The organism is Pseudomonas sp. 58(2021) (assembly GCF_017491585.1).
In the GTDB taxonomy this organism is placed as follows: Bacteria; Pseudomonadota; Gammaproteobacteria; order Pseudomonadales; family Pseudomonadaceae; genus Aquipseudomonas; species Aquipseudomonas fluorescens_BT.
Genome location: NZ_JAFGYZ010000001.1, coordinates 188,938 through 215,588, shown reverse-complemented (window position 1 = coordinate 215,588; position 26,651 = coordinate 188,938). Strand labels below are relative to the sequence as shown.

Annotated in this window: 26 protein-coding genes, 1 pseudogene and 1 riboswitch; of the genes and pseudogenes, 14 read left to right on the top strand and 13 right to left on the bottom strand. The window is 59.7% G+C overall.

What is annotated here, in order from left to right; genetic code table 11:
* Position 1 precedes the first annotated feature (1 nt).
* From J5M72_RS00955 to ahcY, 4 genes are all read right to left on the bottom strand, one after another.
* Complete coding sequence (locus J5M72_RS00955) at positions 2–1,873, bottom strand: DEAD/DEAH box helicase (RefSeq protein WP_207863776.1); 1,872 nt, start codon at positions 1,871–1,873, stop codon at positions 2–4.
* Between the two features lie 222 nt (positions 1,874–2,095).
* Positions 2,096–2,908, bottom strand: a complete 813-nt coding sequence (locus J5M72_RS00950; RefSeq protein ID WP_207863775.1) for a transporter substrate-binding domain-containing protein — start codon at positions 2,906–2,908, stop codon at positions 2,096–2,098.
* A gap of 168 nt (positions 2,909–3,076) precedes the next feature.
* Entirely contained in the window at positions 3,077–3,922 is an 846-nt protein-coding gene (metF, locus tag J5M72_RS00945) for a methylenetetrahydrofolate reductase [NAD(P)H] (protein ID WP_085731601.1), read from the bottom strand.
* 160 nt (positions 3,923–4,082) lie between these two features.
* On the bottom strand, positions 4,083–5,492 hold the full coding sequence (ahcY, locus tag J5M72_RS00940; RefSeq protein ID WP_207863774.1) for an adenosylhomocysteinase: 1,410 nt from the start codon (positions 5,490–5,492) through the stop codon (positions 4,083–4,085).
* A 23-nt stretch (positions 5,493–5,515) separates the two neighbouring features.
* Positions 5,516–5,614: riboswitch (S-adenosyl-L-homocysteine riboswitch) on the bottom strand.
* Positions 5,615–5,811: 197 nt separating this feature from the next.
* Between ahcY and J5M72_RS00935 the strand changes: the two genes are divergently transcribed.
* Entirely contained in the window at positions 5,812–6,219 is a 408-nt protein-coding gene (locus tag J5M72_RS00935; protein WP_134334142.1) for a hotdog domain-containing protein, read from the top strand.
* 175 nt (positions 6,220–6,394) lie between these two features.
* The gene (locus J5M72_RS00930) at positions 6,395–7,282 is read left to right on the top strand and encodes a formate/nitrite transporter family protein (protein WP_169432272.1); all 888 of its coding nucleotides are present in this window, start codon (positions 6,395–6,397) and stop codon (positions 7,280–7,282) included.
* Here the strand turns inward: J5M72_RS00930 and J5M72_RS00925 are convergent, their stop codons facing one another.
* Positions 7,283–8,548 carry a sodium:proton antiporter gene (locus J5M72_RS00925; protein WP_207863773.1) on the bottom strand — a complete coding sequence of 422 codons (1,266 nt, stop codon included), beginning with the start codon at positions 8,546–8,548 and terminating at the stop codon, positions 7,283–7,285. It abuts the gene before it with no gap.
* Positions 8,549–8,787: 239 nt separating this feature from the next.
* On the opposite strand from J5M72_RS00925, the gene J5M72_RS00920 reads away from it, so the two are divergent.
* Both J5M72_RS00920 and J5M72_RS00915 read left to right on the top strand, forming a co-directional pair.
* Positions 8,788–9,621 (top strand): EamA family transporter, encoded by an 834-nt coding sequence (locus J5M72_RS00920; protein WP_169432270.1) that lies wholly within the window; start codon positions 8,788–8,790, stop codon positions 9,619–9,621.
* Positions 9,622–9,658: 37 nt separating this feature from the next.
* Positions 9,659–10,042: an MAPEG family protein gene (locus tag J5M72_RS00915; RefSeq protein ID WP_207863772.1), complete on the top strand. Its 384-nt coding sequence runs from the start codon at positions 9,659–9,661 to the stop codon at positions 10,040–10,042.
* Between the two features lie 49 nt (positions 10,043–10,091).
* On the opposite strand, the gene J5M72_RS00910 is transcribed toward J5M72_RS00915, so the two are convergent.
* Positions 10,092–11,264 (bottom strand): murein transglycosylase A, encoded by a 1,173-nt coding sequence (locus J5M72_RS00910; RefSeq protein WP_169432269.1) that lies wholly within the window; start codon positions 11,262–11,264, stop codon positions 10,092–10,094.
* 128 nt (positions 11,265–11,392) lie between these two features.
* On the opposite strand from J5M72_RS00910, the gene J5M72_RS00905 reads away from it, so the two are divergent.
* Positions 11,393–11,842: a cytochrome c gene (locus J5M72_RS00905; protein WP_169432268.1), complete on the top strand. Its 450-nt coding sequence runs from the start codon at positions 11,393–11,395 to the stop codon at positions 11,840–11,842.
* 42 nt (positions 11,843–11,884) lie between these two features.
* Here J5M72_RS00905 and J5M72_RS00900 read toward each other — a convergent pair whose 3' ends face one another.
* The 4 genes from J5M72_RS00900 to J5M72_RS00885 all read right to left on the bottom strand — a co-directional run bounded on the left by J5M72_RS00900 (position 11,885) and on the right by J5M72_RS00885 (position 16,406).
* Complete coding sequence (locus J5M72_RS00900) at positions 11,885–12,280, bottom strand: DUF1090 domain-containing protein (protein ID WP_085731609.1); 396 nt, start codon at positions 12,278–12,280, stop codon at positions 11,885–11,887.
* Between the two features lie 96 nt (positions 12,281–12,376).
* Entirely contained in the window at positions 12,377–14,056 is a 1,680-nt protein-coding gene (ligB, locus tag J5M72_RS00895; RefSeq protein ID WP_207863771.1) for an NAD-dependent DNA ligase LigB, read from the bottom strand.
* A 145-nt stretch (positions 14,057–14,201) separates the two neighbouring features.
* Positions 14,202–15,392, bottom strand: coding sequence for a methionine adenosyltransferase (metK, locus tag J5M72_RS00890; protein WP_027610621.1), 1,191 nt, complete (start codon positions 15,390–15,392; stop codon positions 14,202–14,204).
* Positions 15,393–15,410: 18 nt separating this feature from the next.
* Positions 15,411–16,406 (bottom strand): metalloregulator ArsR/SmtB family transcription factor, encoded by a 996-nt coding sequence (locus J5M72_RS00885; RefSeq protein ID WP_207863770.1) that lies wholly within the window; start codon positions 16,404–16,406, stop codon positions 15,411–15,413.
* Positions 16,407–16,664: 258 nt separating this feature from the next.
* On the opposite strand from J5M72_RS00885, the gene tkt reads away from it, so the two are divergent.
* From tkt to fba, 6 genes are all read left to right on the top strand, one after another.
* Positions 16,665–18,662, top strand: coding sequence for a transketolase (gene tkt, locus J5M72_RS00880; RefSeq protein WP_169432265.1), 1,998 nt, complete (start codon positions 16,665–16,667; stop codon positions 18,660–18,662).
* 176 nt (positions 18,663–18,838) lie between these two features.
* Positions 18,839–19,891 carry an erythrose-4-phosphate dehydrogenase gene (gene epd, locus J5M72_RS00875; RefSeq protein WP_207863769.1) on the top strand — a complete coding sequence of 351 codons (1,053 nt, stop codon included), beginning with the start codon at positions 18,839–18,841 and terminating at the stop codon, positions 19,889–19,891.
* 12 nt (positions 19,892–19,903) lie between these two features.
* Positions 19,904–21,067, top strand: a complete 1,164-nt coding sequence (locus J5M72_RS00870; RefSeq protein WP_169432263.1) for a phosphoglycerate kinase — start codon at positions 19,904–19,906, stop codon at positions 21,065–21,067.
* A 34-nt stretch (positions 21,068–21,101) separates the two neighbouring features.
* A complete protein-coding gene (locus tag J5M72_RS00865; protein WP_169432262.1) occupies positions 21,102–21,323 on the top strand; it encodes a hypothetical protein in 222 nt (73 codons plus the stop codon).
* Positions 21,324–21,379: 56 nt separating this feature from the next.
* Entirely contained in the window at positions 21,380–21,712 is a 333-nt protein-coding gene (locus tag J5M72_RS00860; RefSeq protein WP_207863768.1) for an MliC family protein, read from the top strand.
* A 125-nt stretch (positions 21,713–21,837) separates the two neighbouring features.
* Complete coding sequence (gene fba / locus J5M72_RS00855) at positions 21,838–22,902, top strand: class II fructose-bisphosphate aldolase (RefSeq protein ID WP_007959708.1); 1,065 nt, start codon at positions 21,838–21,840, stop codon at positions 22,900–22,902.
* A gap of 80 nt (positions 22,903–22,982) precedes the next feature.
* On the opposite strand, the gene J5M72_RS00850 is transcribed toward fba, so the two are convergent.
* Both J5M72_RS00850 and J5M72_RS00845 read right to left on the bottom strand, forming a co-directional pair.
* On the bottom strand, positions 22,983–24,182 hold the full coding sequence (locus tag J5M72_RS00850) for a type II toxin-antitoxin system HipA family toxin (protein WP_207863767.1): 1,200 nt from the start codon (positions 24,180–24,182) through the stop codon (positions 22,983–22,985).
* On the bottom strand, positions 24,179–24,430 hold the full coding sequence (locus J5M72_RS00845) for a helix-turn-helix domain-containing protein (protein WP_039767977.1): 252 nt from the start codon (positions 24,428–24,430) through the stop codon (positions 24,179–24,181). Before J5M72_RS00845 ends, J5M72_RS00850 begins: the two co-directional genes overlap by 4 nt.
* 118 nt (positions 24,431–24,548) lie before the next feature.
* Here J5M72_RS00845 and J5M72_RS00840 point away from each other — a divergent pair.
* The 3 genes and pseudogenes from J5M72_RS00840 to J5M72_RS00830 form a co-directional block, all read left to right on the top strand.
* Positions 24,549–24,941 (top strand): annotated as a pseudogene (locus J5M72_RS00840) (class II fructose-bisphosphate aldolase); the annotation flags it as partial.
* Between the two features lie 19 nt (positions 24,942–24,960).
* Positions 24,961–25,233, top strand: coding sequence for a hypothetical protein (locus J5M72_RS00835; protein WP_207863766.1), 273 nt, complete (start codon positions 24,961–24,963; stop codon positions 25,231–25,233).
* 111 nt (positions 25,234–25,344) lie between these two features.
* Positions 25,345–25,785, top strand: a complete 441-nt coding sequence (locus tag J5M72_RS00830; protein WP_207863765.1) for a hypothetical protein — start codon at positions 25,345–25,347, stop codon at positions 25,783–25,785.
* 308 nt (positions 25,786–26,093) lie between these two features.
* Here the strand turns inward: J5M72_RS00830 and J5M72_RS00825 are convergent, their stop codons facing one another.
* Positions 26,094–26,624 carry a hypothetical protein gene (locus tag J5M72_RS00825; RefSeq protein WP_207863764.1) on the bottom strand — a complete coding sequence of 177 codons (531 nt, stop codon included), beginning with the start codon at positions 26,622–26,624 and terminating at the stop codon, positions 26,094–26,096.
* Positions 26,625–26,651: the final 27 nt, after the last annotated feature.

The window sequence follows — 26,651 nt, the reverse complement described above, 5'->3', positions numbered from 1 at the left end:
CTCAGCGATTGCGGGTCAGCAAGGCCGGTTTCTCACCGCGTGGGCGGCTTGGCAGTTGATCCAGCTGCTCAGGCGTCGGGAAGCGGTCGGCTTTCGATTCCTTGTGCATGATCTTCGGGCCACTGCTGCGAGGGTTCTGCACGGCAGGCTCGGCGCGTTGCTGATCGTCACGGGCCGGGCGGCGGTTGCGCGAGTTTTCGTCGCGACGACCCTGACCGTCACGCGGGGCTCCGTTGCGCGGGCCGTTGCGCTTGCCCGGCGGGGTGCCGGTGCTCGAACCGTTGCTGTTGCGCGGGCCGTTCTGACGACCTTGCGACTGACCGCCGCGTGGAGCGCCGGACCCTGCGCCTTGCGCCGGAGCGCCAGGGCGACGGCCACGACCGCCGGCAGGTGCCTGCTTCGGCACGTAGTCAACGCGGTTACCGAAGTTATCGATATCGTCGTCGAGGAACTCGTCCGGAGCACGGTCAGCAGCAGCGGCGCGTGGCGGCTGGCTCGGCTGGCGCTGTTCGCGGGCGGGGGTGCCTTCGCGTGGTTTCTGCTGACGGGCTGGACGCTCGCCACGCTCACCGGCCGGTTTTTCCTTGCCCTTGTCCTTCCCTTTGTCCTTGCGACCGCCACCACCGCCACCACCATTCGGGCCGTCGCCACGCGGGCCACGACCGTTACGCGGGTTGCGCATGTCCGGACGCTCGCGCACTTCAGGCTTCTCGGCCTCGATGGTGCTGGCATCGAAGCCCATCAGGTCGCCGTCGGCGATTTTCTGCTTGGTCATGCGTTCGATGCTTTTCAGCAGTTTTTCTTCGTCCGGCGCCACCAGCGAGATCGCCTCACCCGAGCGACCGGCACGGCCGGTACGGCCGATACGGTGCACGTAGTCTTCATCGACGTTCGGCAGTTCGAAGTTGACCACGTGTGGCAACTGGTCGATGTCCAGGCCGCGAGCCGCGATGTCGGTCGCTACCAGAATGCGCACTTCACCGGCCTTGAAGTCGGCCAGGGCTTTGGTGCGGGCGTTCTGGCTCTTGTTGCCGTGGATCGCCACAGCCGGCAGGCCGTGTTTGTCCAGGTACTCGGCCAGACGGTTGGCGCCGTGCTTGGTGCGGGTGAACACCAGCACCTGTTCCCACGCGCCGGCGGTGATCAGGTGAGCCAGCAGCGCACGCTTGTGGCTGGCCGGCAGACGGAAGACGCGTTGTTCGATGCGCTCGACCGTGGTGTTCGGCGGCGTCACTTCGATGCGTTCCGGGTTGTGCAGCAGCTTGCCGGCGAGGTCGGTGATGTCTTTGGAGAAGGTCGCCGAGAACAGCAGGTTCTGGCGCTTGGCCGGCAGACGCGCGAGGACTTTCTTCACGTCATGGACGAAGCCCATGTCGAGCATGCGGTCGGCTTCGTCCAGCACGAGGATTTCGACGTGGGACAGATCGACGCTGCCCTGGCCGCACAGGTCGAGCAGACGACCCGGGCAGGCAACCAGAACGTCCACCCCACGGGACATGGCCTGAACCTGCGGGTTCATGCCGACGCCGCCGAAGATGCAGGCGCTGACGAATTTCAGGTCACGGGCGTAGATCTTGAAGCTGTCGTGTACCTGGGCCGCGAGTTCGCGGGTCGGGGTCAGGACCAGTACGCGCGGCTGGCGCGGGCCGTGGCGCTGGGATTTGTCCGGGTGACCGTTGGGGAACAGCCGCTCCAGGATCGGAAGGGCGAAACCGCCGGTTTTACCGGTACCTGTCTGTGCCGCAACCATCAGGTCGCGACCTTGCAACACGGCGGGAATGGCCCGCTGTTGCACCGGAGTAGGCTCGGTATAGCCCGCGTCTTCGATAGCGCGGACCAAAGCCTCGGAGAGACCGAGGGAAGCAAAGGACATGAGTAATCCTGTTTTAGTTAGGGCTTGGCCCAATGGGAGTCTTGCCTGGCGCGAATGGCGTTTAAGAGGACGCAATCCCGTCCGGTCCTGCTGCGGTACCGAAGGCACGTCCGGAGCGCTCGCGCGGGCTGAAAAGCTGCGCTGTAGCGGGTCGGGAGGCCTGTAACGGTTCCGGGCGTCCGGGCGTGAGCCTGGCGGGAACGCCGGAGTATAACAGAGCAATCACTGCGCGCCGCTTTCCTGCTGCTCAACGGTTTTGCCGCTGGCGGTAGCGCTGCTCAAGGGTTTGCCCGAAACCGGCGCCGCGCCATAGCGCGCGCTCAGTTCGGCGTAGGCCGGTTCGCGCTTGAAACGCTTGAGTTCGGCGCCGAAGCGCTGCACCAGCAAATCCATCCCGGCATTGCGCCGCACGGCCAGAAACTGACTCTGGCGACTGATGACCGTGGGGTTCTCGGTGATCTGGTTGCGGATGTTCAATTCGTCGAGCAAGTGCTGCCCCACACGGCGGTCGGTGATCAACAGATCGATGCGCCCGCGCACCAGTTTGCCGAAGTTGGCTTCATGGGTCGGTGCCGGTTCCCGGTTGAACAGAGGCGATTCGCTGAAGTCCGGACTGTACAGATAACCCGGCGAGGTGCCGACGGTCAGACCCTTGAGGTCCTCCAGGGTGCGGAACGGATGCGGCCGCTCGTTGGCGTAGAACATCACGAACTCCACGTCCGACAGGGGTTCGCTGGGATAGAGCAGAGTGGCATCGCGTTCGTCGCTGTGAAAGATGTCCAGCGCACCGTCCGCCTGACCGGTTTCGAGCATTGACAGGCAGCGTTTCCAGGGCAGGAACTGCCACTCGACGTCGATGCCCAGACGCTTGAACACAATGGCAGTGGTTTCGAAGTCCAGGCCAAGCTTCTTGCCGTCGGCTTCGTACACGTACGGCGCCCAGGGTTCGGTGACGATACGCAGCTTCTCACCTCGAGCCGCAAAGCTCAGGCAAGCAAAAACCAGCACGGCGAATAACTGCGTGATCAAAGGCATGACTTGAGATTACGACGAGAAACGCCAAAGAGCCAGAAACCGGCTGCAGAAGCTCTGTTTCGGGCCTTGGAAGCAAAAGATCGCAGTGACGACAATTGCGCAGGAGCTGTCGAAACTTGCGATCTTCTGTTGTTGCATGAAGCGTTCAGCTTGAGACGTACAGCGGTATCAGCGCGGCAGCTTCAGGTTGTTCCAGATCGCCAGGCTCGGTTCGGCCTGGTTCATGGAATAGAAGTGCAGGCCAGGCGCACCGCCTTGCAGCAGGCGTTCGCACATTTCGGTGACGACCTGTTCGCCAAAGCGCTGAATGCTTTGGCTGTCATCGCCGTAGGCTTCCAGCTGCTTGCGGATCCAGCGCGGGATTTCCGCACCGCAGGCATCGGAGAAACGCGCGAGTTTGCTGTAGTTGGTGATCGGCATGATCCCCGGCACAACCGGAATGTCCACGCCCAGCGCCTGCAAACGGTCGACGAAGTAGAAGTAGCTGTCGGCGTTGAAGAAGTACTGGGTGATCGCGCTGTCGGCGCCGGCACGGGCCTTGCGCACGAAGTTGGCGAGATCGTCTTCGTAGTTGCGCGCTTGCGGATGCATCTCCGGGTAGGCGGCGACTTCGATGTGGAAATGATTGCCGGTCTCTTCACGAATGAATTCAACCAGCTCATTGGCGTGACGCAGCTCACCGCTGGTCATGCCCATGCCGGACGGCAGGTCGCCACGCAGGGCAACGATGCGCTTGATGCCGGCAGCCTTGTACTCGTTCAACAGGCCGCGCAGGTCGTCCTTGCTGTCGCCGACGCACGACAGGTGCGGGGCCGCGGGTACTTTGACTTCGCTCTCCAGCTGCAGCACGGTGTTCAGCGTGCGGTCACGGGTCGAACCGCCCGCGCCGTAGGTGCAGGAAAAGAAGTCAGGGTTGTAGGTGGCCAGCTGACGAGCAGTGGCGAGCAGTTTTTCATGCCCAGCATCGGTCTTGGTCGGGAAGAACTCGAAGCTGTAGCGACGTTCTTGGGACATGGGAAATACCCTTGGAAACACGAAGCCTGTGAGGCTTGCACCGCCGATGTGGGAGCGGGCTTGCTCGCGAAAGCAGTGGGTCAGGCAACATCAATGTTGAATGACATTCCGCTTTCGCGAGCAAGCCCGCTCCCACAGGGAGAGCAGGCCGCCGCGTCAATCAGTAGCGGTAAGCGTGCGGCTTGAACGGGCCTTCGACGGTCACGCCGATGTAGTCAGCCTGTTGCTTGGTCAGTTGAGTGACCACGCCGCCGAAGCCGCGAACCATTTCCAGGGCCACTTCTTCGTCGAGTTTCTTTGGCAGTACTTCAACGGTCAGGCGCTCGGCTTTCTGGGCTGGCGACAGGTCGGCGTACTTCTGGCCGAACAGGAAGATCTGGGCCAGAACCTGGTTGGCGAACGAACCGTCCATGATGCGGCTCGGGTGACCGGTGGCGTTGCCCAGGTTCACCAGGCGGCCTTCGGCCAGCAGGATCAGGTAGTCGTCGTTCTGTGGGTCGAACGAGCCAGCACCGGTACGGTGGATCTTGTGTACCTGTGGCTTCACTTCTTCCCATGCCCAGTTCTTGCGCATGAAAGCGGTGTCGATTTCGTTGTCGAAGTGACCGATGTTGCAGACAACGGCGCGCTTCTTCAGGGCTTTGAGCATGTTGGCGTCGCAAACATTGACGTTGCCGGTGGTGGTCACGATCAGGTCGATCTTGCCCAGCAGCGCTTTGTCGATGCTCGCTTCGGTGCCGTCGTTGATACCGTCGATGAACGGCGAAACCAGTTCGAAACCGTCCATGCAGCCTTGCATGGCGCAGATCGGGTCAACTTCGGAGACCTTAACGATCATGCCTTCCTGACGCAGGGACTGGGCCGAACCCTTGCCCACGTCACCGTAGCCGATGACCAGCGCTTGCTTGCCGGACAGCAGGTGGTCGGTGCCGCGCTTGATGGCGTCGTTCAGGCTGTGACGGCAGCCGTACTTGTTGTCGTTCTTGGACTTGGTCACCGAGTCGTTGACGTTGATGGCCGGGATGCGCAGTTCGCCCTTGGCCAGCATGTCCAGCAGACGGTGTACGCCGGTAGTGGTTTCTTCAGTCACGCCGTGAACGCGGTCCAGAACCTGTGGGTATTTCTTGTGCAGCAGCTCGGTCAGGTCGCCGCCGTCGTCGAGGATCATGTTGGCGTCCCATGGCTGGCCATCCTTCAGGATGGTCTGCTCCAGGCACCACTCGTACTCTTCTTCAGTCTCGCCTTTCCAGGCGAAAACCGGGATGCCGGCAGCAGCGATGGAAGCGGCGGCCTGGTCCTGAGTCGAGAAGATGTTGCAGGACGACCAGCGCACTTCGGCACCCAGGGCAACCAGGGTTTCGATCAGCACGGCGGTCTGAATGGTCATGTGGATGCAGCCGAGGATTTTCGCGCCCTTGAGCGGCTGCTCGGAAGCGTACTTGCGGCGCAGACCCATCAGGGCCGGCATTTCCGATTCGGCGATGATGGTTTCGCGACGGCCCCAGGCAGCCAGGGACATGTCGGCGACTTTGTAATCGTTAAAATCGGCAGGCGTGATAACAGCGCTCATGAAGAGTCTCCATTCGTAATGTATGCGAATGGGCGCCGTTGTGCGTTTAGTGTCCGGCCTGAGCCAGTCAACGCCCCATCCGAGCCTGACAGGTTGAACCTGCTGCAGCGCCCCTCGGACAGGTGGCGGGAAAACGGTATCAAGTGAAGGTTACCGTTTTGAAACGGGGGCGATTATAGCCGTCTGGACTGATCTTCCAAAGGGTTTCTGTCGGCCAGATGAAGATCGCCAATCGCGACCATAGTAGAAGCCTCATGGAGCATGACCGCTCAGTCTGCCAAGATGTGCCCATCATTCGGCAAGACGCTCAGGAGTGAAGATGAATTTCCACACCCGCAAGTGGGTAAAACCCGAAGACCTCAACCCCAATGGCACCCTGTTCGGCGGCAGCCTGCTGCGCTGGATCGACGAAGAAGCGGCGATCTACGCCATCGTGCAACTTGGCAACCAGCGCGTGGTGACCAAGTACATTTCCGAGATCAACTTCGTCAGCGCCTCGCGCCAGGGCGACATCATCGAACTGGGCATCACTGCCACCGAGTTCGGCCGCACCTCGATCACCCTGACGTGCGAAGTGCGCAACAAGATCACCCGCAAGAGCATCCTGACGGTCGAGAAGATGGTCTTCGTCAACCTTGGCGAAGACGGCTTGCCGGCGCCGCACGGGCGGACCGAGATCAAGTACGTCAAAGACCAGTTCAAGGATGACGTGCCCGTTACCGAATGATATCGGCGGTGCCCCCATCGCGAGCAGGCTCGCTCCCACATTGGAATGCGGTTTAACTGTGGGAGCGAGCCTGCTCGCGATAGCGATTTTTCATTCACCGAATGATTTACTTGCCTACTGAACAGCCTTGAGCCGTCGGGGTCGTAGCTAAAAGCCCCTCTACGGTTCCCACGCCATGACCACGCCAACCGACGGCAAGACCCCCGACCTCTCGGCCAAAGAGCAGCACGAAGTCGAGAAAAGCCAGCCGCCCCGGGCGGCGGTTCTGCATGAAATCATCCGCACCCAGGGCGACCAGGAGCTGGAGCGCAGTATTGCCGCGCTCTGGTGGTCGGCGCTTGCAGCCGGGCTGACCATGGGCCTGTCGCTGATGGGCATGGGCCTGCTGAATTCGCGATTGCCCGAGGGCGACGAGTTCAAGGTGATCGCCAGTTTCGGCTACTGCGCAGGCTTTCTTGCGGTGATTCTCGCCCGCCAGCAACTGTTCACCGAAAACACCCTGACCGCCGTGCTGCCGGTGATGACTAAACCGACCCTGGCCAATTTCGGCCGCCTGATCCGGCTCTGGACGGTCGTGCTGTTCGGCAACCTTTGCGGCACGATTCTGGTGGCCTACGTGATGCTGGAACTGCCGATCTTTGACAGCAAGACCGACATCGCCTTCCTCGAGATCGGCCGCAAGGTCATGGAGAACCATGCGAGCCAGATGTTCGCAAAAGGCATCGTTTCCGGCTGGATGATCGCCACCATGGTCTGGATGATTCCGTCCATGGAGAGCGCGAAGATGTGGATCATCATTCTCATCACTTATCTCATGGCGCTCGGCGATTTCACCCACATCGTGGTGGGTTCGGCTGAAGTGTCGTATCTGGTGTTTGCCGGCGAGTTGCCGTGGAGTGATTTCTGGATGGTGTTTGCCGGGCCGACGTTGGCGGGGAATATCATCGGCGGCAGTTTCATCTTCGCCCTGATCAGTCACGCGCAGATTCGCAGCGAAAGCGGAAAACCGAAAGCGTCTGCGGATCAGGCTGAAAAGCCCGATCCGCAGCGGATCAAGCAATGATCAGTGGTGCGCAGGTTCGGCAGTGGTTACCGGTTCATCACGGGTGGCGTGCTTGACCAGTTTGCCGATGGTCAGGCCCTGCAACAGGATCGACGACAGCACCACGATGTAGGTGATGCTCAGCAGCAGGTCGCGCTCCGGACCCAGCGGCAGGGCCAGGGCCAATGCCACCGAGACCCCGCCGCGCAAACCGCCCCAGGTCAGGATCCGGATGGTGCCACGCGGCACCGTGCGCCAGCGGCGCAACAGAACAATCGCCGGGGCCACGGTGAGCAGGCGCGATAGCAGAATCGCCAGCGCCAACAGGCTCGCCGCCGCCACGTGCAGCCAATTGAACGGCAGCAGCAACAGTTCCATGCCGATCAACGCGAACAGCAGGGCGTTGAGCATGTCGTCAAGCAACTCCCAGAAACCGTCCAGGTATTTGCGCGTCATGTCGTTCATCGCCAGGTTACGCCCCAGGTTACCGATGATCAGACCGGCGACCACCATCGCAATGGGCGCCGAAACGTGCAGCTCGGTGGCCATCGCCGAGCCGCCGATGACCAGCGCCAGGGTCAGCATGACTTCGATCTGGTGCTGCTCGATGCTCTTGATCATCAGGTACACCAGATAACCGATCAACCCGCCGAACAGCACGCCGCCGATGGCTTCATGGGCAAACAGCATGGCGGTGGCGCCGACGGTCGGGGTCTCACCCAGTTGCGCGATACCCAGCAACACGGTGAACACCACCACGGCAGTACCGTCGTTGAACAGCGACTCGCCGACAATAGTGGTTTTCAACGGCTTCGAGGCGTTGGCGGTACGCAGCACGCCGAGCACCGCAATCGGGTCGGTCGGGGAAATCAGTGCGCCGAACAACAGGCAGTAGAGGAAGCTCACGTGCCAGCCGAACAGGGCGAAGATGTAGTAGGCGAGGCTGCCGATCACGGCGGTGGCGATCAGCACGCCGAAGGTCGCCAGCAGGCCGATGGGCCAGCGATAGCTGCGCAAGTCATTCAGGTTGACGTGCAGGGCGCCGGCGAACAGCAGGAACGACAACATCCAGTTCATCAGCAGATCGCCGAAGTCGATCTGGCCGATCAGTTGCTGCACGCGTTCTTCGAGACCGGGATAACCGAGCAGGCTCAGGCCTTGCAGCAACAGGGAAAACATCAGCGCGGTGACCATCACGCCGATGGTGGGCGGCAAGCCGATGAAGCGGAAATTCACGAAGGTGAGGAGGGTGGTGAGGCAGATGAAAGCGGCGACAAGTTCAAGCATCCGGGGTCCTTTGGATGGGGAGTGAAAAGACAGCGCACCTGTTCATGGGTGCAAGGGTTGGATGGGTAGACCCCGGGTGGGGGCACAATTGTGTGTCCCGGGCAGGATTTTTATGGCATTTGTCTGTGCGCAACCGGGTGTGGCGAGGTCGCTTGACGTATAAGCAGCGCCTGACACATCGCGAATCAAAGACCTGAACAAATGGCTCGGGTTCAAAAACAAGAATGAAGGAGTGACACGTGCTGGCGACAGCTCTGGTGTTGGTGGCGGCACTGTTGCACGCCGCGTGGAATACCTTGATCAAGTTCAGCGCCGAGCGGTTGCTGGTGGTGGCCTGCATGGACACCGTGGCGCTGCTGTTCGTGGCGCTGGCGTTTCCTTTCATCAGCCTGCCGCCGCCGGAAATCTGGCCGTGGATTCTGGCGTCGGCAGCGTTCGAACTGCTTTATCGCTATCTGTTGATTCAAGCCTATCGGGTCGGCGACCTGGGATTGGTCTATCCGTTGATGCGCGGACTGTCACCGCTGGTGGTGCTGGCGCTGACCCTGATCTTCGCCGGCGAAGTGCTGACCACGCAGCAGATCTTCGGAATCATGCTGATCCCGCTGGGCATGGCCTGCCTGCTCTGGCAGGGTGGCGGCGGGAAACATTTGCCATGGTCGATGCTGCCGGTGGTGGCGCTGATCGGGTTGTGCATCGGCTGCTACACCTACATCGATGGCCAGGCTTTGCGGCGCTGGTCGCATCCACTGGATTACCTGGTCTGGGTCACGCTGCTCAGTGCCTGGCCGTTCCCGATGCTGGCATGGGTCGCCAGGCGGCCGGCGTTCCTGTTGTTCTGGCGTGAACAATGGAAACTGGGACTGGCGGTCGGGTTCTGCGTGTTGTTCAGCTACGCTCTGGTGCTGTGGGCGATGCAACTGGGATCAATTGCCGAAGCGGCGGCATTGCGTGAAATCAGCGTGATTCTGGTGGTGCTGTTCGGCATGCGCTACCTGAAAGAACCTTTCGGCCGGCCACGGCTCTTAGCCTGTGGGCTGGTGCTGATCGGCATGCTGGTGATGAAGTTCTGACCCGCCAACACTCTAAAAACTGAAGAAGGACGGCGTTATGACGGTGGCTTTGTGGTGCGTTTTCATTGCGATCTTTCTGCCCTATGTGTGCACGGGCGTGGCCAAGGCTGTCGGTGGTTATCGGCTGAGCGACAATCACGATCCCCGGGATTTTCTCGAAAGCCTGAATGGCGTAGCGCGGCGGGCCCATGCGGCGCAACTGAACAGTTTTGAAGTAACGCCAGCCTTTGCGGCGGCGGTGATCGTTGCGCATCTGGTGGGCACGGCAGAGTTGGTAACAGTGAATGTGCTGGCGGTGTTGTTCATCACCAGTCGCTTGCTGTACATCATCTGCTATCTGGCGGACTGGGCGATTCTGCGGTCGCTGGTGTGGTTTATCGGAATGGGGCTGATCGCCAGTTTCTTCTTCGTTTCGGTCTGAAACTGAAAAGATCGCAGGCTGATGAGGCCTGCGATCTTTTGCGTTTCGCTTACTGCTTGTCGGCCACCTGCGGCACTTGCGGCAATGCCGCGCCTTTTGGCCAGAGCATCCAGATCTGCCCTTGCTGCTTCATGTCACCGGCCAGTTGTCCGGCGGCATCACCGGTACCCCAGAACAGATCCGCACGAACCTCGCCGGCAATGGCGCCGCCGGTGTCCTGCGCAGCGACGGGGCGTACCAGTGGCGTGCCGTCAGGGCGGGTGGTCGACAGCCATAACAGGCTGCCCAGCGGGATCACCTTGCGATCGACCGCCGCGCTGTAACCGGCGGTCAGCGGCACATTCAACGAGCCGCGCGGGCCTTCGTTACTGTCCGGATTTCGGGTGAAGAACACGTAGCTCGGGTTACTGCCCAGCAACTCCGGAATGCGCGACGGGTTGGCCTTGGCCCAGTTGCTGATCGCGCCCATGGTCACGTCTTCTTTCTTCAGCTCGCCCTGCTCCACCAGCCAGCGGCCGATCGGTCGGTACGGATGACCGTTCTGGTCGGCGTAGGCGATGCGCAGTTGCCGGCCGTCCTCGGTCTGAATCCTCCCTGAACCCTGGATCTGCAGGAATTGCAGGTTCATCGGATCGGTCAGCCACGCCACCACTGGCGCCTTGACCCCTTTGCTCTCGATGGTCGCGGCGTCGTCGTAAGGTTTGAGTACACGACCTTCGAGGCGTCCGCGCAGGCGCTTGCCTTTCAACTCCGGGTAAATGCTGTCCAGAGAGACGATGATCATGTCTTCAGGCACGCCATACACCGGCACATTGGCGGTTGCGGTTTGCGTCAGGCTGCCGGGGTAGACCGGTTCGTAGTAACCGGTGATCAGGCCGTTGGGATTGTCGTGCTCGGCGCGCAGACCGAAGACGTCGAGGTGTTGCTTGAGGAAGCTGCGGATGTCGCCGGCGCTTTGCGGCACGTTGGCCGCCGCTGCGCAGGTAGCGCCCCAGATCGGGTCAGCCTTGAGCCGGGTGCAGGCACTGCGCCACGAACCGAAACCGGCCACCAGATCGTTGTCGGAAACCGCAGGCAGGGCTTCCCAGGTGGCGCTGGAGTAAGTGGCCAGTGCGTGGGTTTTCGGCTTGGCACTGTCGCCCCCGGTGCAGCCGGCGAGGATGGCCAGCAGCGGCAGGGTTGCGATGAGTGGGTGACGCCAGGCCTTGGAACGGCTGTTCATGGAGAATTTCCTGTGTCGGTTGCAGGCGTGCTCCATGCGCGCCTGCAACCCGTATTATTAATAGGGCTATTGGTGTTTGGCGGTGACGCGAGGATACTGGCCGCCGAATTCCGTGACCTGAAGCCACCATGACTCTTAAAAGACTTTCCGTTGTATTGCTGGCCTGTCTGACCTTGTCCGCCTGCGGTGGTGTCGACCCCAATTCTCCGCTGGGCCAGCGCAAGGCGATCTTCAAGCAGATGCTCAAGACCGGCGAAGACCTGGGCGGCATGCTGCGCGGGCGCATTGCCTTCGACGGACCGAAATTCACGGAAGGCGCGATCAAGCTCGATGCACTGTCCCATGAACCGTGGAAGCATTTCCCTTCGGTGCGCGAAGAAGATCACACCAGTGCCAAGGACGATGTCTGGAAGAGGCAGGCACGTTTCCAGGAAATGGCCCGCACCCTTGAGACCGCCACCGGTGAACTGGTGATCGCCAGCAAGGTCCAGCCGTACAAGGCCAGCAACCTGGGGCCGGCGGTGCAGAAGGTCGAAGATGCCTGCAGTGCCTGTCATAAAGAGTTTCGCGACCACTGATGTTCAAGGGATCACAGTCTTTGGCTGTGATCCCTGGCTTTCTTACTTGTCCAGTTCGTCCAGCGCGTCCTGCAATTCCTTGCGCGACTCGGCGAGCTTGTTCTTGCGCTTGTCGATTTTCTCCGGGTCGCCTTTCTTCATGGCCTTGTCGAGATCGGCCTGACGCTTGCTCACTTCGTGCTTGGCGTCGAGCACCTTGTTTTCACGCTCCTTTTTCAGGCCGGCGTCGGTGCAGTGTTCGGTGACTTCGCGCAGGGCGGTTTCGAGACCGGCCTGCTGGTCGGCGTTGCCGCGGGATTTGGCCTGTTCGATCTGATTGATGATGCCTTGCTTCTTGGCAGCACAACCGGTCAGGCCCGGGGCGTCTTCGCCAGCCATCGCGGGTGCGGCCATTACGCCGCAAAGAGTCAGCATGGCGAGCGGTGCGAGAAATTTCATAAAAGCTCCATGTGCGAAGGCAATCGGGTCGGGAAGGCACTGCGCTGTTGGAGCGCTTCGGCGACCGTTGGGTTCCCGGCTTGCCGGGATGCATGTTCAGAAGCCGTCGATTCCGGCGGCGCGTAAGGTTTCACTCAGGGCCAGCACCTGCGGGTCGCGGAAAAAAGCGCTCAATTGCGCTGCGCGACCCGGGCCGATTCCGGGTTCTGCCTGCCATTGTTCGGTATTCCGTTGTGCCAGCGCTTGCCATGAATCAGCCAAAGAGGCCTGGCCGGTCGGCGGCAACCCCAGGGCTTTGAGCCATTGGGTGAACGGCCGCTGGCGAGCGCTGTGAAAACTGTGGAGCAGGCGGGCGCTGCTGCGCTCGCCGAGGCCGGCAATCTTAGCAAGCTCTGGCTCCTCGAGGGTCAACCAATCCAGCAGGCTGTTCAGTCGGCCTGTATCCAGAAGTTTCTCCCACGTGCCGCGTCCGACATGGGGCAGTGCCAGCCCCTGTTTGCCACCAAGCCAGGTCAGACGCGCGAGGAACTGGCTCTCGCATCCGGGCGTCGGTTGCCAGCAGCTCAGGGGGTGAAAGTCGCTGGCGAGAGGAACGTTCAACTCGACGCGCTCCGTGCTGCGCAGCACAACGCTGTCCAGTCGCGGAATTGTCAGCCCGGCCAGACTGATCGCGACTTGGTCGCCGGGGCGAATATCCAGTTCCTGCCAGCGTTTGAGTGAGCTGACGCTGACTCGTTTGATCTGGCGGTCATCGAGCCTGACCGGCGCCAGCTCCAGCACGGGGGTGATGCGCCCGGTTCGGCCGATCTTGAAATTGACCTTGCGCACATCGGCCAGTGCCTGGGCGAACGGATACTTCCAGGCCACGGCCCAGTAAGGCGAGCGCGCCTGCCAGCGTTCGGCAGGGGGACGCTGACTCTGACGCAATACGACACCGTCGCTGGCGAAAGGCAGTGGCGAGCGATACCAGTGATCGCGCCACTGCTGCGCATCGGCAAGACCGCTGACGGGGTGGCTGTAAGATTCCGTGGTTACGAAACCCAATGCGGCCAATCCCGCGATGCGATCTCTCAGGCTGCTCGGCCCCAACGGCCAGTCCCAGACAAAAAGCCCGATGCCCGCTGCCTGTTCGGCACTCAAGTCCTTGCGTCCCATCAGGCCGGCGACTGTCGCGCGGGCGTTGGCGCTACCGATGCGGGACTGGATATGGTCGTTCAGTCGCCAATACAGTTCGCCCTGCACTGACAGGTCCAGAGGTTGTGTCAGTTGCTGGGGAATGGCGCTGATTTTCTGTGCCGATGCGGTCCAGTCCTGTCCGCGAATGCCGTCGCCGCGACTGATCGCCTGCTGCAACCGCCCGGAGCGATAGATCAGCGTGACGGCCACGCCGTCGACCTTGGGTTGTACCCAGACCTCTTTGCGGTCGCGCAACCAGGCTTCGATGTCCGCTGCATCGTGAAGTTTGTCGAGACCGGTATGGGCGATCGGATGCGCGACCGGCCCCGATGCGGTCCGTAACGGCTTGGACGGTGATGGAAGCTTGAAACACTCGCGCCATTCGCCGAGCCGGATACGGGACTGGTCATAAAGTTCGTCGGCAATGATCGACCGGCCTTTGCGGTGATAGGCGTCGTCCCACTGATCGATCTGTTGTTGCAGGGTGGTGATCTGGGTTCGGGCCCGGTCGGCAGCCCAGTCCGGGCAATCGCCGGCGAAGGTGCCGAGGTGGATGGAAAACAGCAGGAAAAGGAAAAACAGGCGCAGTGTGGCAAGCATCGTGAGCGTCCTTGCTCAGGGAGATACCTGAAGGCTAGACGGGATTTTCCAGCGGACCGTTCGGCTGTTTTTCCGGGTGTTTCGCGGCCATGAAAAAGCCCCGCACGGTGAACCGTGCGGGGCTTCCTGTATTGCCAGGGAAGTTTTACAGACCGGCAGCGGAGCGCAGGGCGTCGGCGCGGTCGGTTTTTTCCCAGGTGAAGGTGGAGAAGGTGTCTTCGCCAACAGTCTTGGTCTGCGGAGCACGGCCGAAGTGGCCGTAGGCTGCGGTTTCCTGGTACATCGGGTGCAGCAGGTCGAGCATGGTGGTGATCGCGTATGGACGCAGGTCGAACACTTCGCGGACCAGTTTGATGATCTTGTCATCGCTGATCTTGCCGGTGCCGAAGGTGTTCAGCGAGATCGAGGTAGGCTGGGCAACACCGATCGCGTAGGAAACCTGGATCTCGCAACGCTCGGCCAGGCCGGCAGCCACGATGTTCTTGGCAACGTAACGGCCAGCGTAGGCAGCCGAACGGTCAACCTTCGATGGATCCTTGCCGGAGAACGCGCCACCGCCGTGACGGGCCATGCCGCCGTAGCTGTCGACGATGATCTTGCGACCGGTCAGACCGCAGTCGCCCACCGGGCCGCCAATGATGAACTGGCCGGTCGGGTTGATGTGGAACTGGGTGTCCTTGCTCAGCAGTTCGGCAGGCAGCACGTGCTTGACGATCAGCTCCATCACGCCTTCGCGCAGGTCTTTGTACGACACTTCAGGGTTGTGCTGGGTCGACAGAACCACGGCGTCGATACCCACAACCTTGCCGCCTTCGTAACGGCAGGTCACTTGCGACTTGGCATCCGGACGCAGCCAAGGCAGCAGACCCGATTTACGGGCTTCGGCCTGACGCTGCACCAGTTGGTGCGAGAAGGTGATCGGTGCCGGCATCAGCACGTCGGTTTCGTTGCTGGCGTAGCCGAACATCAGGCCCTGGTCGCCGGCGCCCTGATCTTCAGGCTTGGCGCGGTCGACACCCTGGTTGATGTCAGGGGACTGCTTGCCGATGATGTTCATCACGCCGCAGGTGGCACCGTCGAAGCCGACTTCGGAGCTGGTGTAGCCGATGTCGCAGATCACGTCACGAACGATCTGCTCCAGGTCGACCCAGGCGCTGGTGGTCACTTCACCGGCAACGATGGCCACGCCAGTCTTGACCAGGGTTTCCACCGCAACGCGTGCGTGCTTGTCCTGGGCGATGATGGCGTCCAGCACTGCATCGGAAATCTGGTCGGCGATTTTGTCCGGATGTCCTTCAGACACGGACTCGGAGGTGAAGAGGGAGTATTCGCTCATCTCGATGTTTTCCTGAATTTACCGATGGTGAGTGTCGCCAGCCGGCCGCTGAAAGTGGCGGACCTGGATCTGGAAACCATTACGTAAGCCTACATAGAGGCTTTCCCCGGGAACGAGTCCCGCAGCGGTGGCCCAACGGGCCAGATCGTCCTGTTCAAACCCCAACCACAGATCACCGCAGGCCTCCCTGGCCCAACTCTGGTTGTGGCTACATAACTCTGTCACGAGCAGGCTACCGCCCGGTTGCAGCAGGCTGGCCATGTGCTTGAGCGCTTCGGCCGGCGCGGCGAAATGGTGCAACACCATGTTCAATACCACGCAATCGGCCTGAAGGCTTGTGCCATTCAATGCATCGGCCAATTGCAGGCTGACGTTAGCCAGCCGTTCACGAACGCATACCTGACGCGCCAGTTCGAGCATCGCCGCACTGTTGTCCAGAGCGGTTACGGTGCCGAAGCGGCGTGCCAGTTCCGGGAGGAATGCTCCATCGCCGGGGCCGACTTCGATGGCCGAGGCTGCCCCATCGAAATTCAGTTTGTCGAGCAGGGCCAGCACGCTGTCACGGTACTGCGGCAGGCCGGCAATCAAGTCTTGCTGGGCACGGAATTTTTCCGCGACCCGGGCGAAAAAGTCCTGGCTGGCAGCGGCCCGCTGTCCGTGGACCTGGCCAATGCGTGCCTGCACATCGTCCGGCAGGTCCAGATTGTCGACTTCTTCTAACAAAGCGCTGTGCAACTTGCCGCCCGGAAGTTCGGTATGGGGCAGGGCGCGGCGATAGAAAATCGCGTTGCCTTCGCGGCGGGTCGCCACCAGATCCGCCTGTGCCAGCACTTTGAGGTGGTGGCTCATGCCGGACTGACCGATACCGAAAATCTGCGCCAGTTCCAATACGCCGAACGAATCGTTGGCCAGGGCACGCAATACATTCAGCCGCAGCGGATCGCCGCCGGCCTTGCACAGGGCCGCCAGCTCGTCGCAATCGTCATGGCGAATGGAAGGCACACGTAAATTCATAGGGCCGCAGTCTAGTGACGGCCGAAAAACACCGCAAGAGCAATATCAAAAAGTTTTGATATTGCTCGATAGATGGCACTTCTCGACAACCCGCCAACTCTACAAACGAACAGCGGAAAGGTTTCACCAACCGAATCCGATGTTATCCATGGGAAAAACGCCTCCGGATGACTATCTGTCATTGCCCCGAGGCGCTCGGGTGAGGGAAAATGCCCTCCTTTTTTCCGTTTCAATCTATTCACACCCAGGAGATCAGCGATGCCTAGCCGTCGTGAGCGTGCCAACGCCATTCGTGCCCTCAGCATGGATGCCGTGCAAAAAGCCAACAGCGGCCATCCCGGTGCCCCCATGGGTATGGCAGATATCGCCGAAGTGCTTTGGCGCGACTACCTCAAGCACAACCCGAGCAATCCATCGTTCGCCGACCGTGACCGCTTCGTGCTGTCCAACGGTCACGGTTCGATGTTGATCTACTCGCTGCTGCACCTGACCGGTTACGACCTGTCGATCGACGACCTGAAACAATTCCGTCAACTGCACAGCCGCACTCCAGGCCACCCGGAATTCGGTTACACCCCGGGCGTCGAGACCACCACCGGCCCGCTGGGTCAGGGTCTGGCCAACGCCGTGGGCTTCGCCCTGGCTGAAAAGGTACTGGGGGCGCAGTTCAACCGTCCCGGCCACAACATCGTCGACCACCACACCTACGTGTTCCTGGGTGATGGCTGCATGATGGAAGGCATTTCCCACGAAGTCGCTTCCCTGGCCGGTACCCTGGGCCTGGGCAAGCTGATCGCCTTCTACGATGACAACGGCATCTCCATCGACGGCGAAGTCGAAGGCTGGTTCACCGACGACACGCCGAAGCGTTTCGAGTCCTACAACTGGCAAGTGATCCGCAACGTCGACGGTCACGATCCGGAAGAGATCAAGACCGCCATCGAGACCGCGCGCAAGAGCCCGCTGCCGACCCTGATCTGCTGCAAGACCACCATCGGTTTCGGTTCGCCGAACAAGCAAGGCAAGGAAGATTGCCACGGCGCCCCGCTGGGTGACGCGGAAATCGCCCTGACCCGTCAGGCGCTGAACTGGAACCACGGCCCGTTCGAAATCCCGGCCGACATCTATGCCGAATGGGATGCGAAGGAAAAAGGCCGCGCTGTAGAAGCCGAGTGGGACCAGCGTTTCGCTGCCTACTCCGCCGCTTTCCCGACCGAAGCCAACGAGCTGATCCGTCGCCTGAGCGGCGAGCTGCCGGCCGACTTCTCCGAGAAGGCTGACGCCTACATCGCCGAAGTTGCGGCCAAAGGCGAAACCATCGCCAGCCGTAAAGCCAGCCAGAACGCCCTGAATGCGTTCGGCCCGCTGCTGCCGGAAGTGCTGGGCGGTTCGGCTGACCTGGCCGGTTCCAACCTGACCCTGTGGAAAGGCTGCAAAGGCGTCAGCGCCGAAGACGCCAGCGGCAACTACATGTACTACGGCGTGCGCGAATTCGGCATGACCGCCATCATGAACGGCGTTGCCCTGCACGGCGGTCTGGTCCCTTACGGCGCGACCTTCCTGATGTTCATGGAATACGCCCGCAACGCAGTGCGCATGTCCGCGCTGATGAAGCAGCGTGTGATTCACGTCTACACCCACGACTCCATCGGTCTGGGTGAAGACGGCCCGACGCACCAGCCGATCGAGCAACTGACCAGCCTGCGCAGCACGCCGAACCTCGACACCTGGCGTCCAGCCGATGCCGTTGAATCGGCCGTGGCCTGGAAAAACGCTCTGGAGCGCAAGGACGGCCCGTCGGCGCTGATCTTCTCGCGTCAGAACCTGCAGCACCAAACCCGCGATGCCGGCCAGATCGCCGACATCCGCCGTGGTGGCTATGTGTTGAAGGACTGCGCAGGCGAGCCTGAGCTGATCCTGATCGCCACCGGTTCGGAAGTCGGTCTGGCCGTTCAGGCCTACGACAAGCTGACCGAGCAGGGCCGCAAGGTGCGCGTGGTTTCCATGCCGTGCACCAGCGCGTTCGACGCTCAGGACGCCAGCTACAAGCAATCGGTCCTGCCGTTGCAGGTTGGCGCGCGTATCGCGATCGAAGCGGCCCACGCCGACTTCTGGTTCAAGTACGTGGGTCTGGAAGGTCGCGTGATCGGCATGACCACCTACGGCGAATCGGCTCCGGCTTCGGCACTGTTCGAAGAGTTCGGCTTCACCCTGGAAAACATCCTGGGTCAGGCTGAAGAGCTGCTGGAAGACTGATCCAGAAAATGTGTCGCCTGGACTGACGCCTTCGCGGGCAAGCCCGCTCCCACAGTGATTTAGGTTGACCACACATTTTGTGTACACCAAAGAACCTGTGGGAGCGGGCTTGCCCGCGAAAGCGGTGGTTCGGGCAACATCGCACTGCCTGATTCACCACGGTAATCGAGAACCCCATGCCTCAACCGCGTCTCTACAAAGTTGCACTCAACGGCTACGGCCGGATTGGTCGTTGCGTCTTGCGTGCGTTGTTCGAGCGAGGCTCGGCGGCAGGGTTTGAAATTGTCGCGATCAACGACCTGGCCGACATGGCCAGCATCGAATACCTGACACGCTTCGACTCCACTCACGGCCGGTTCCCCGGCGAAGTGAAGGTCGACGGCGATTGTCTGCATATCAATGGCAATTGCGTGAAGGTCCTGCGCAGTGCCACTCCCGAAGGCATCGATTGGGCGTCGCTGGGCGTCGATCTGGTGCTCGAATGCTCCGGCGCCTGGCACACCCGCGCAGACGGCCAGCGTTTCCTCGACGCCGGCGCGCCGCGTGTGCTGTTTTCGCAGCCGATGGCCAGCGAGGCGGATGTCGACGCCACCATCGTCTACGGCGTCAATCAGGATTGCCTGACCGGCGACGAACTGCTGGTGTCCAACGCTTCCTGCACCACCAACTGCGGCGTGCCGCTGTTGCGTCTGCTGGACAAGGCGATCGGCCTGGAATTCGTGTCGATCACCACGATCCACTCGGCGATGAACGATCAGCCGGTGATCGACGCCTATCACCACGAAGACCTGCGCCGCACCCGTTCGGCGTTTCAGTCGGTGATCCCGGTGTCCACTGGTCTGGCGCGTGGTATCGAGCGCCTGCTGCCGGAACTTGCCGGGCGAATTCAGGCCAAAGCCGTACGCGTGCCGACGGTCAACGTGTCCTGCCTCGACATCACGATGCAGACCGCCAGCGACACCGACGCCGGCGAGGTCAACCGGATCCTGCGCGACGCCGCCACCAGCGGCCCGCTCAAAGGTCTGCTGGCCTACACCGAGCTTCCCCATGCTAGCTGTGATTTTAATCATGACCCACATTCGGCCATCGTCGATGCCAGTCAGACCCGCGTTTCCGGCCCTCGGCTGGTGAACATCCTGGCCTGGTTCGACAACGAATGGGGTTTTGCCAACCGAATGCTGGATGTTGCAGAGCATTATCTGCAGACAGCGACTTCAAAAAAACCGTAGGAAGTGCGACCCATGACCGTGTTGAAGATGTCCGACCTCGATCTGCAAGGTAAGCGCGTATTGATCCGCGAAGACCTCAACGTCCCAGTCAAGGACGGTGTTGTCACCAGCGATGCGCGTATCCTGGCTTCGCTGCCGACCATCAAGCTGGCCCTGGAAAAAGGCGCGGCCGTGATGGTCTGCTCGCACCTGGGGCGTCCGACCGAAGGCGAGTTCTCCGCCGAGAACAGCCTCAAGCCAGTCGCCGACTACCTGAGCAAGGCCCTGGGCCGCGAAGTGCCGCTGGTGGCCGACTACCTGGGCGGCGTTGACGTCAAGGCCGGCGACATCGTGCTGTTCGAAAACGTGCGCTTCAACAAGGGCGAGAAAAAGAACGCCGACGAACTGGCCCAGCAATACGCCGCCCTGTGCGACGTGTTCGTGATGGACGCTTTCGGCACCGCTCACCGTGCTGAAGGTTCGACCCACGGCGTTGCGAAGTTCGCCAAAGTCGCCGCTGCCGGCCCGCTGCTGGCTGCTGAGCTCGAAGCACTGGGCAAAGCCCTGGGCGCACCGGCCAAGCCGATGGCGGCCATCGTTGCCGGTTCCAAGGTCTCGACCAAACTCGACGTCCTGAACAGCCTCAGCCAGATCTGCGATCAACTGATCGTCGGCGGCGGCATCGCCAACACCTTCCTCGCGGCGGCCGGTCACCCGGTCGGCAAGTCCCTCTACGAGCCGGATCTGCTGGACACCGCGCGCGCCATCGCCGCCAAGGTCAGCGTGCCGCTGCCGGTGGACGTGGTAGTTGCCAAGGAATTCGCTGAAAGCGCCGAAGCGACCGTGAAGCTGATCGCTGACGTTGCTGCCGACGACATGATCCTCGACATCGGCCCGCAAACCGCGGCCAACTTCGCTGAACTGCTGAAGTCGTCGAAAACCATCCTGTGGAACGGTCCGGTCGGCGTGTTCGAATTCGACCAGTTCGGCAACGGCACCAAAGTGCTGGCCGAAGCCATCGCCGAAAGCGCGGCGTTCTCGATTGCCGGCGGTGGCGACACCCTGGCGGCCATCGATAAATATGGCGTGGCTGAAAAGATCTCCTACATTTCCACCGGCGGTGGCGCGTTCCTCGAATTCGTCGAAGGCAAGGTGCTGCCGGCCGTTGAAGTCCTGGAAAGCCGGGCCAAGGCCTGAGGCCGCCCGATTGGCCAGGCAAAGGAGTGTTCAGATGGTCAAGTCGTTAGCGCTGTTGTTGCTGACCGGTACGTTGGCGGCCTGCGGGAGTAACCCGAAGGCCGAGGCGACACCGGCACCGGGCGAGGCACAGAAAGGCTGCTACCAGGCCGACTGGCAGGCCGAAACCAACCCGGTGCTGAACAAGCGCTCGGGGCCGGAAGGCCTGGACAAGTACGAGACGCAAACCCCGGCCAAGGAACATGGTTGTCCTTGACCGGTCTGACTCTTTACTCAAGTCCGGCGGCGTGCGCTGCCGGTCGAGGAACACGGATGAAAGGCCTGATCGCCGTTGCGGCACTGGGATTGTTGGGTGGTTGCGCGCAGTGGAACCCGTTCCAGTCGTCCGCCCCTGTGGATAACTGGACTACCTGGACCTGCGACAGCCAGGCCAAGGTGCTGTGGCGCTTCACCGACGCCGGCCAGAAGGAAGTCGATGTGCGACTGGGCGGTGGCGATCAGGTCTATCACCTGAAAGAAGAGCCGGGTGCCTCGGGCGCGTTGTACAGCGACGACATGCTGGCGTTTCACATCAAAGGTAATGAAGGCCTGGTCTACTGGGTCGCTACCAATGATCTGATCGGCCGGGGCTGCAAAGCCGAATAAAACAGAATCTGCTTTATCGAATCACCAGGCCGGGCCTCAACCCCCGATCTGCAATCACTTGAATAGCCGCCGCCGCTCCGGCAGGCTGGCACGATTAACGACCCAAACCGGGAGAGACACACACAATGGCACTTATCAGCATGCGCCAGATGCTGGACCACGCAGCCGAGTTCGGCTACGGCGTTCCAGCCTTCAACGTCAACAACCTTGAGCAGATGCGCGCCATCATGGAAGCCGCTGACAAGACTGACTCCCCGGTGATCGTTCAGGCTTCGGCCGGTGCCCGCAAATACGCCGGCGCCCCGTTCCTGCGTCACCTGATCCTGGCGGCGATCGAAGAGTTCCCGCACATCCCGGTGTGCATGCACCAGGACCACGGCACCAGCCCTGACGTCTGCCAGCGCTCGATCCAACTGGGCTTCAGCTCGGTGATGATGGACGGCTCCCTCGGCGAAGACGGCAAGACCCCGACCGACTACGAATACAACGTCCGCGTGACCCAACAAACCGTCGCCATGGCTCACGCCTGCGGCGTTTCGGTAGAAGGCGAGCTGGGCTGCCTGGGTTCGCTGGAAACCGGCATGGCCGGTGAAGAAGACGGCATCGGCGCCGAAGGCGTTCTGGACCACAGCCAGATGCTGACCGACCCGGAAGAAGCCGCTGACTTCGTCAAGAAGACTCAGGTCGACGCCCTGGCCATCGCCATCGGCACCAGCCACGGCGCCTACAAGTTCACCAAGCCGCCTACCGGCGACGTGCTGGCCATCGACCGCATCAAGGAAATCCACAAACGCATCCCGAACACCCACCTGGTGATGCACGGTTCCTCGTCGGTACCACAAGAGTGGCTGGCGATCATCAACCAGTACGGCGGCGACATCAAAGAAACCTACGGCGTACCGGTTGAAGAAATCGTCGAAGGCATCAAGCACGGCGTGCGCAAGGTCAACATCGACACCGACCTGCGCCTGGCATCCACCGGCGCCATGCGTCGCCTGATGGCCACCAACCCGAGCGAATTCGACCCTCGTAAGTTCTTCGGCGAAACCGTCAAGGCCATGCGCGATGTATGTATCGCTCGCTACGAAGCTTTCGGTACTGCCGGCAACGCTTCGAAGATCAAGCCGATCTCGCTGGAAAGCATGTATCAGCGTTATCTGAAGGGTGAGTTGAACGCCAAGGTCAATTGAGACTGGGTATTTAGCTGACTGAATAAAAATCCGCCGAGAGGCGGATTTTTTATGAGCGACGATATCCTCGGGTCATGAGGCTATCCAAAAGTCAGAGTAAACGGCGCTGCTGCTCGCTCAATGGCACTGACCACATGAGGCGCCTGTTCCCGATATTGTGGATAGCGCGCAAGTACCGCTTCAACCGAGGCAAGCAATCGCTGAATGCGCGCCCTCGGCTGCTCGATCTCACAGGTGTGGGCAAACTCCAGCAATCCCTGTCGCGAGGCAAACATCGACTTGTTGCCCGCCAGATCCAGAGCCAGCACATCCTCCGGAATATAAGCCGTGGTGTTGACGATGTCATAAGCCGGCGCCAGGCGCGCGTCGCGCTGAGTGGGTTCGGAGTAAAGCAATCCAAAGTTTTTCAAATGAGCGTCGCCATTCCCGACAATGCAGCTCAAGGCAACGCTATCGAAAAGTTGATCAAGTGATGCGCGTACATGCTCGGCCGGGCAGTACACACGGATGGCCTTGGCAATTGCCGCATAGCTTTTGCTGTACTTCTGGCTGGCCGACAACCCCATCAACACCGCCATGTCTTCAAAACCGATCGGGTTGAGCTGATCGTTGCGGTCAAAGCGGCGCATGACGAACAGCTTGGCATTATCGGAAATGTAAAACGGCGGAACGGGAATACCCGCTTCTTTCGCCATGGACATACAAAGGAATTCGTTGACTGCCAGACCGGGAAATTCGTCTCGGCCACTTTTGATAATCAAGTCCGAGGTTTTCGAGGTCACGCGGGGTAACGCGGCTTCCTGTTGTTCCGGAACCAGCAATTTTGGCTGAACACCCGAAATGCCTGCTCGCAGAATGTAGCGATCCATCAGGCCGGCGAAAATATCTTCCGTGCCGTCCCACGTCAGAATCTCCTCAAGTTTTTCTCCTGGAAATTGTTGTTCTTCCAGCAAGGCATCAACCGTTTCAGAGCGCACTTGAACCCTGCCAATGGGAGAGGTGCTACCGGAGAGCGCCAGCAACAGCATCGGGTCGACATTCACGGTCTTGGCCAGGCGATTACGCAGTTGCTCCAGCACGTAGCCTTCCGGCAGGTTCATCTGAAAAACAGGGTGGAGCTCGCGTCGGCGAAACTCGTCATGCCGCACAGGCATCGACAGGCTGATAGCCACATCTGGCAATGCATCGTCGTGATAACGGAACGTGAAGTCCTCGCCATCGCTGAAAAGCCTGCCACTATGCCCCTCAGGCGTACTGACTTTGAGAGAGGTCATTTTCATTCGAATAAATCCCCAAGCTCCTCAAGGGTTGGCATTGCGGCTGGGACGACAGCGAGTTCGCAATCCAGTGCACCGAGGACACGCGCATAGGCGATCATGCCGACAGAAAGGGTGCCTTTTTCTACGGCGATGACCTTGTATCGTGTCAGCCCTGCGAGGTCGGCAAGCTGAGCTTGGGTCAGGCCTCGGCGAATACGCTTTTCGCGCAACTGGTCGCCAAGGCGAGCGATCAACAAAAAATAATCCATGTGCTGCTACCGGAACATAAATATATGAATGTTACGTTAGCACAACATTGTGGAAGGTGGTGTTTCGTAGGCCTACCGCAGACGTGTGGCAATGATCGCATCAAGGCAATTCAAATTCCCGAACACCCACCTGGTGATGCACGGTTCCTCGTCGGTGCCACAAGAGTGGCTGGCGATCATTAACCAGTACGGCGGCGACATCAAAGAAACCTACGGCGTACCGGTTGAAGAAATCGTCGAAGGCATCAAGCACGGCGTGCGCAAGGTCAACATCGACACCGACCTGCGTCTGGCATCCACTGGCGCCATGCGTCGTCTGATGGCCACCAATCCGAGCGAATTCGACCCACGTAAATTCTTCGGCGAAACCGTCAAGGCGATGCGCGATGTATGTATCGCTCGCTACGAAGCTTTCGGTACTGCCGGCAACGCTTCGAAGATCAAGCCGATCTCGCTGGAAAGCATGTATCAGCGTTATCTGAAGGGTGAGTTGAACGCCAAGGTCAATTGAGACTGGGTGTTGAGCTGATTTGAAAGAAACCCGCCGTGAGGCGGTTTTTTTTTGCCTGAATTTTTATGGCGAACTCATATTTCTGCTGGGTGAAATGTCACCTATAACGGACAAAATGAAGATTCGCTTGGCGATAAGCCCGATATGGGTGACATTTTCATCGTCTGCGCAGCTGCCACTTTTTTCAAAAATGGGGACGGATTTATATGTTTTGATAGATATCAAATCCTTGGCGGACTGGTTGGACCCGATGGGTAAGCTGCAACGAAGACATCCTCCTGTTAATCAATAAATAAATCCGCCCCCTTCAAATTAGAGGGGCAGATTAAATTAATCGAACAGCAGATAAATAAATCTGTCCCCTTTTTTCTTGAATACACCATTGTCGCCTCCTGGCGTATTAATGATGGTCGCTTTTGACTTTAATGCTTACCCCTTTCCAAGGATGAGAAGTGTCGCGCCTAAAATAACTCAGAATGCGGGGCCTGTTGGTCAGCAGTACTTTCAAATTCAATATCTGTTGCCAGACTGCACGAGGGTTGGTGATGTGCTGGAGTTCTATTTGGTGGATGTCAACATTCCTTTTCCTGTCCTTGTATTGACGTATACACTCGATGATTACTCTATTTTCTGGGCTTTACGAAAGCAGCAAGGAGTATTCATTAGAGGTGAAATAAGTGTGAACGTACTGACCGCTCGCGGTATCACACCGGGGACGTACGATCTAGAGGCCGTTCAATATGGTGGAGCAATTCCAACGCCACCTTCTCCGTCTCCACAGATTACAACGCTTCCAACTCGAAATACTGCCGTGAGTTTCCTCAATACTTATGTGATCACCTGAGTGAGCGAGAGCGGTAGAAGTGGAACCCCAGGATTATGGATTCTTGGGTTTGCAGGAGATCCGTCGGAGAAATGCAAAAAAGGTGACAGATTTATTTTTTTATTTCTGCGGGAAATAAATCTGTCCCCTTTTTCCATACGGGGCGGGTAGTGGCGCTGAATGACTCCGTCGGCTCAGGAATGAAGCGAAAGCCAGTCGGCACCGCCGGTAGTTGATGTTTATCGGTTGAGTTGAAACTAAAGTAAAACGGGGCAGATTAATTTAATCGATCAGCAGATAAATAAATCTGTCCCCTTTCATTTTATGGTCTAGCTTACAGGTATGTAGCTGACCTTGGATAGTTTTAAATCAAAAAATTCATCCTCGTACATAGGACGAGCTAATAGATCAAGAACTATCGCTGGTCGTGAATAGTTCGGGCGTTCAGAGGGGAATACACAATTTGGATCGCTCATAGGCGGAAACGAGTTTGGGTCTGGCCTTTGGTAGTGGACGATACAGTCACATTTAAATCTTGCTTGCGGAATGATTTCGGATCGTTGAACGGGCCATTTTTGTAATGCAGGCTTAATAATGGCTTCTCCTCCCAGCAGTGGCTGGAATTCCCTCACATAATACTGTTTTCCATTACGTTCGAATCGACTAAGGCTGGGGGATGTATCAACAATTTCAATGAGTGAACTGATACCGATCTCCTCCTCGCCGCCGGATGCTTCCTGAAATATGAATGTATAGCTTTTAATTGCCTTGATTCTGCCTTCGGCAGTCATTTTGCCTTTCATGAACGCTATAGGATCACCTTCAAAATAGTATTTTTTTAAGAGTACATTGCTGCTCATTTTATTCTCCAGAGAAATGAGGTTTTC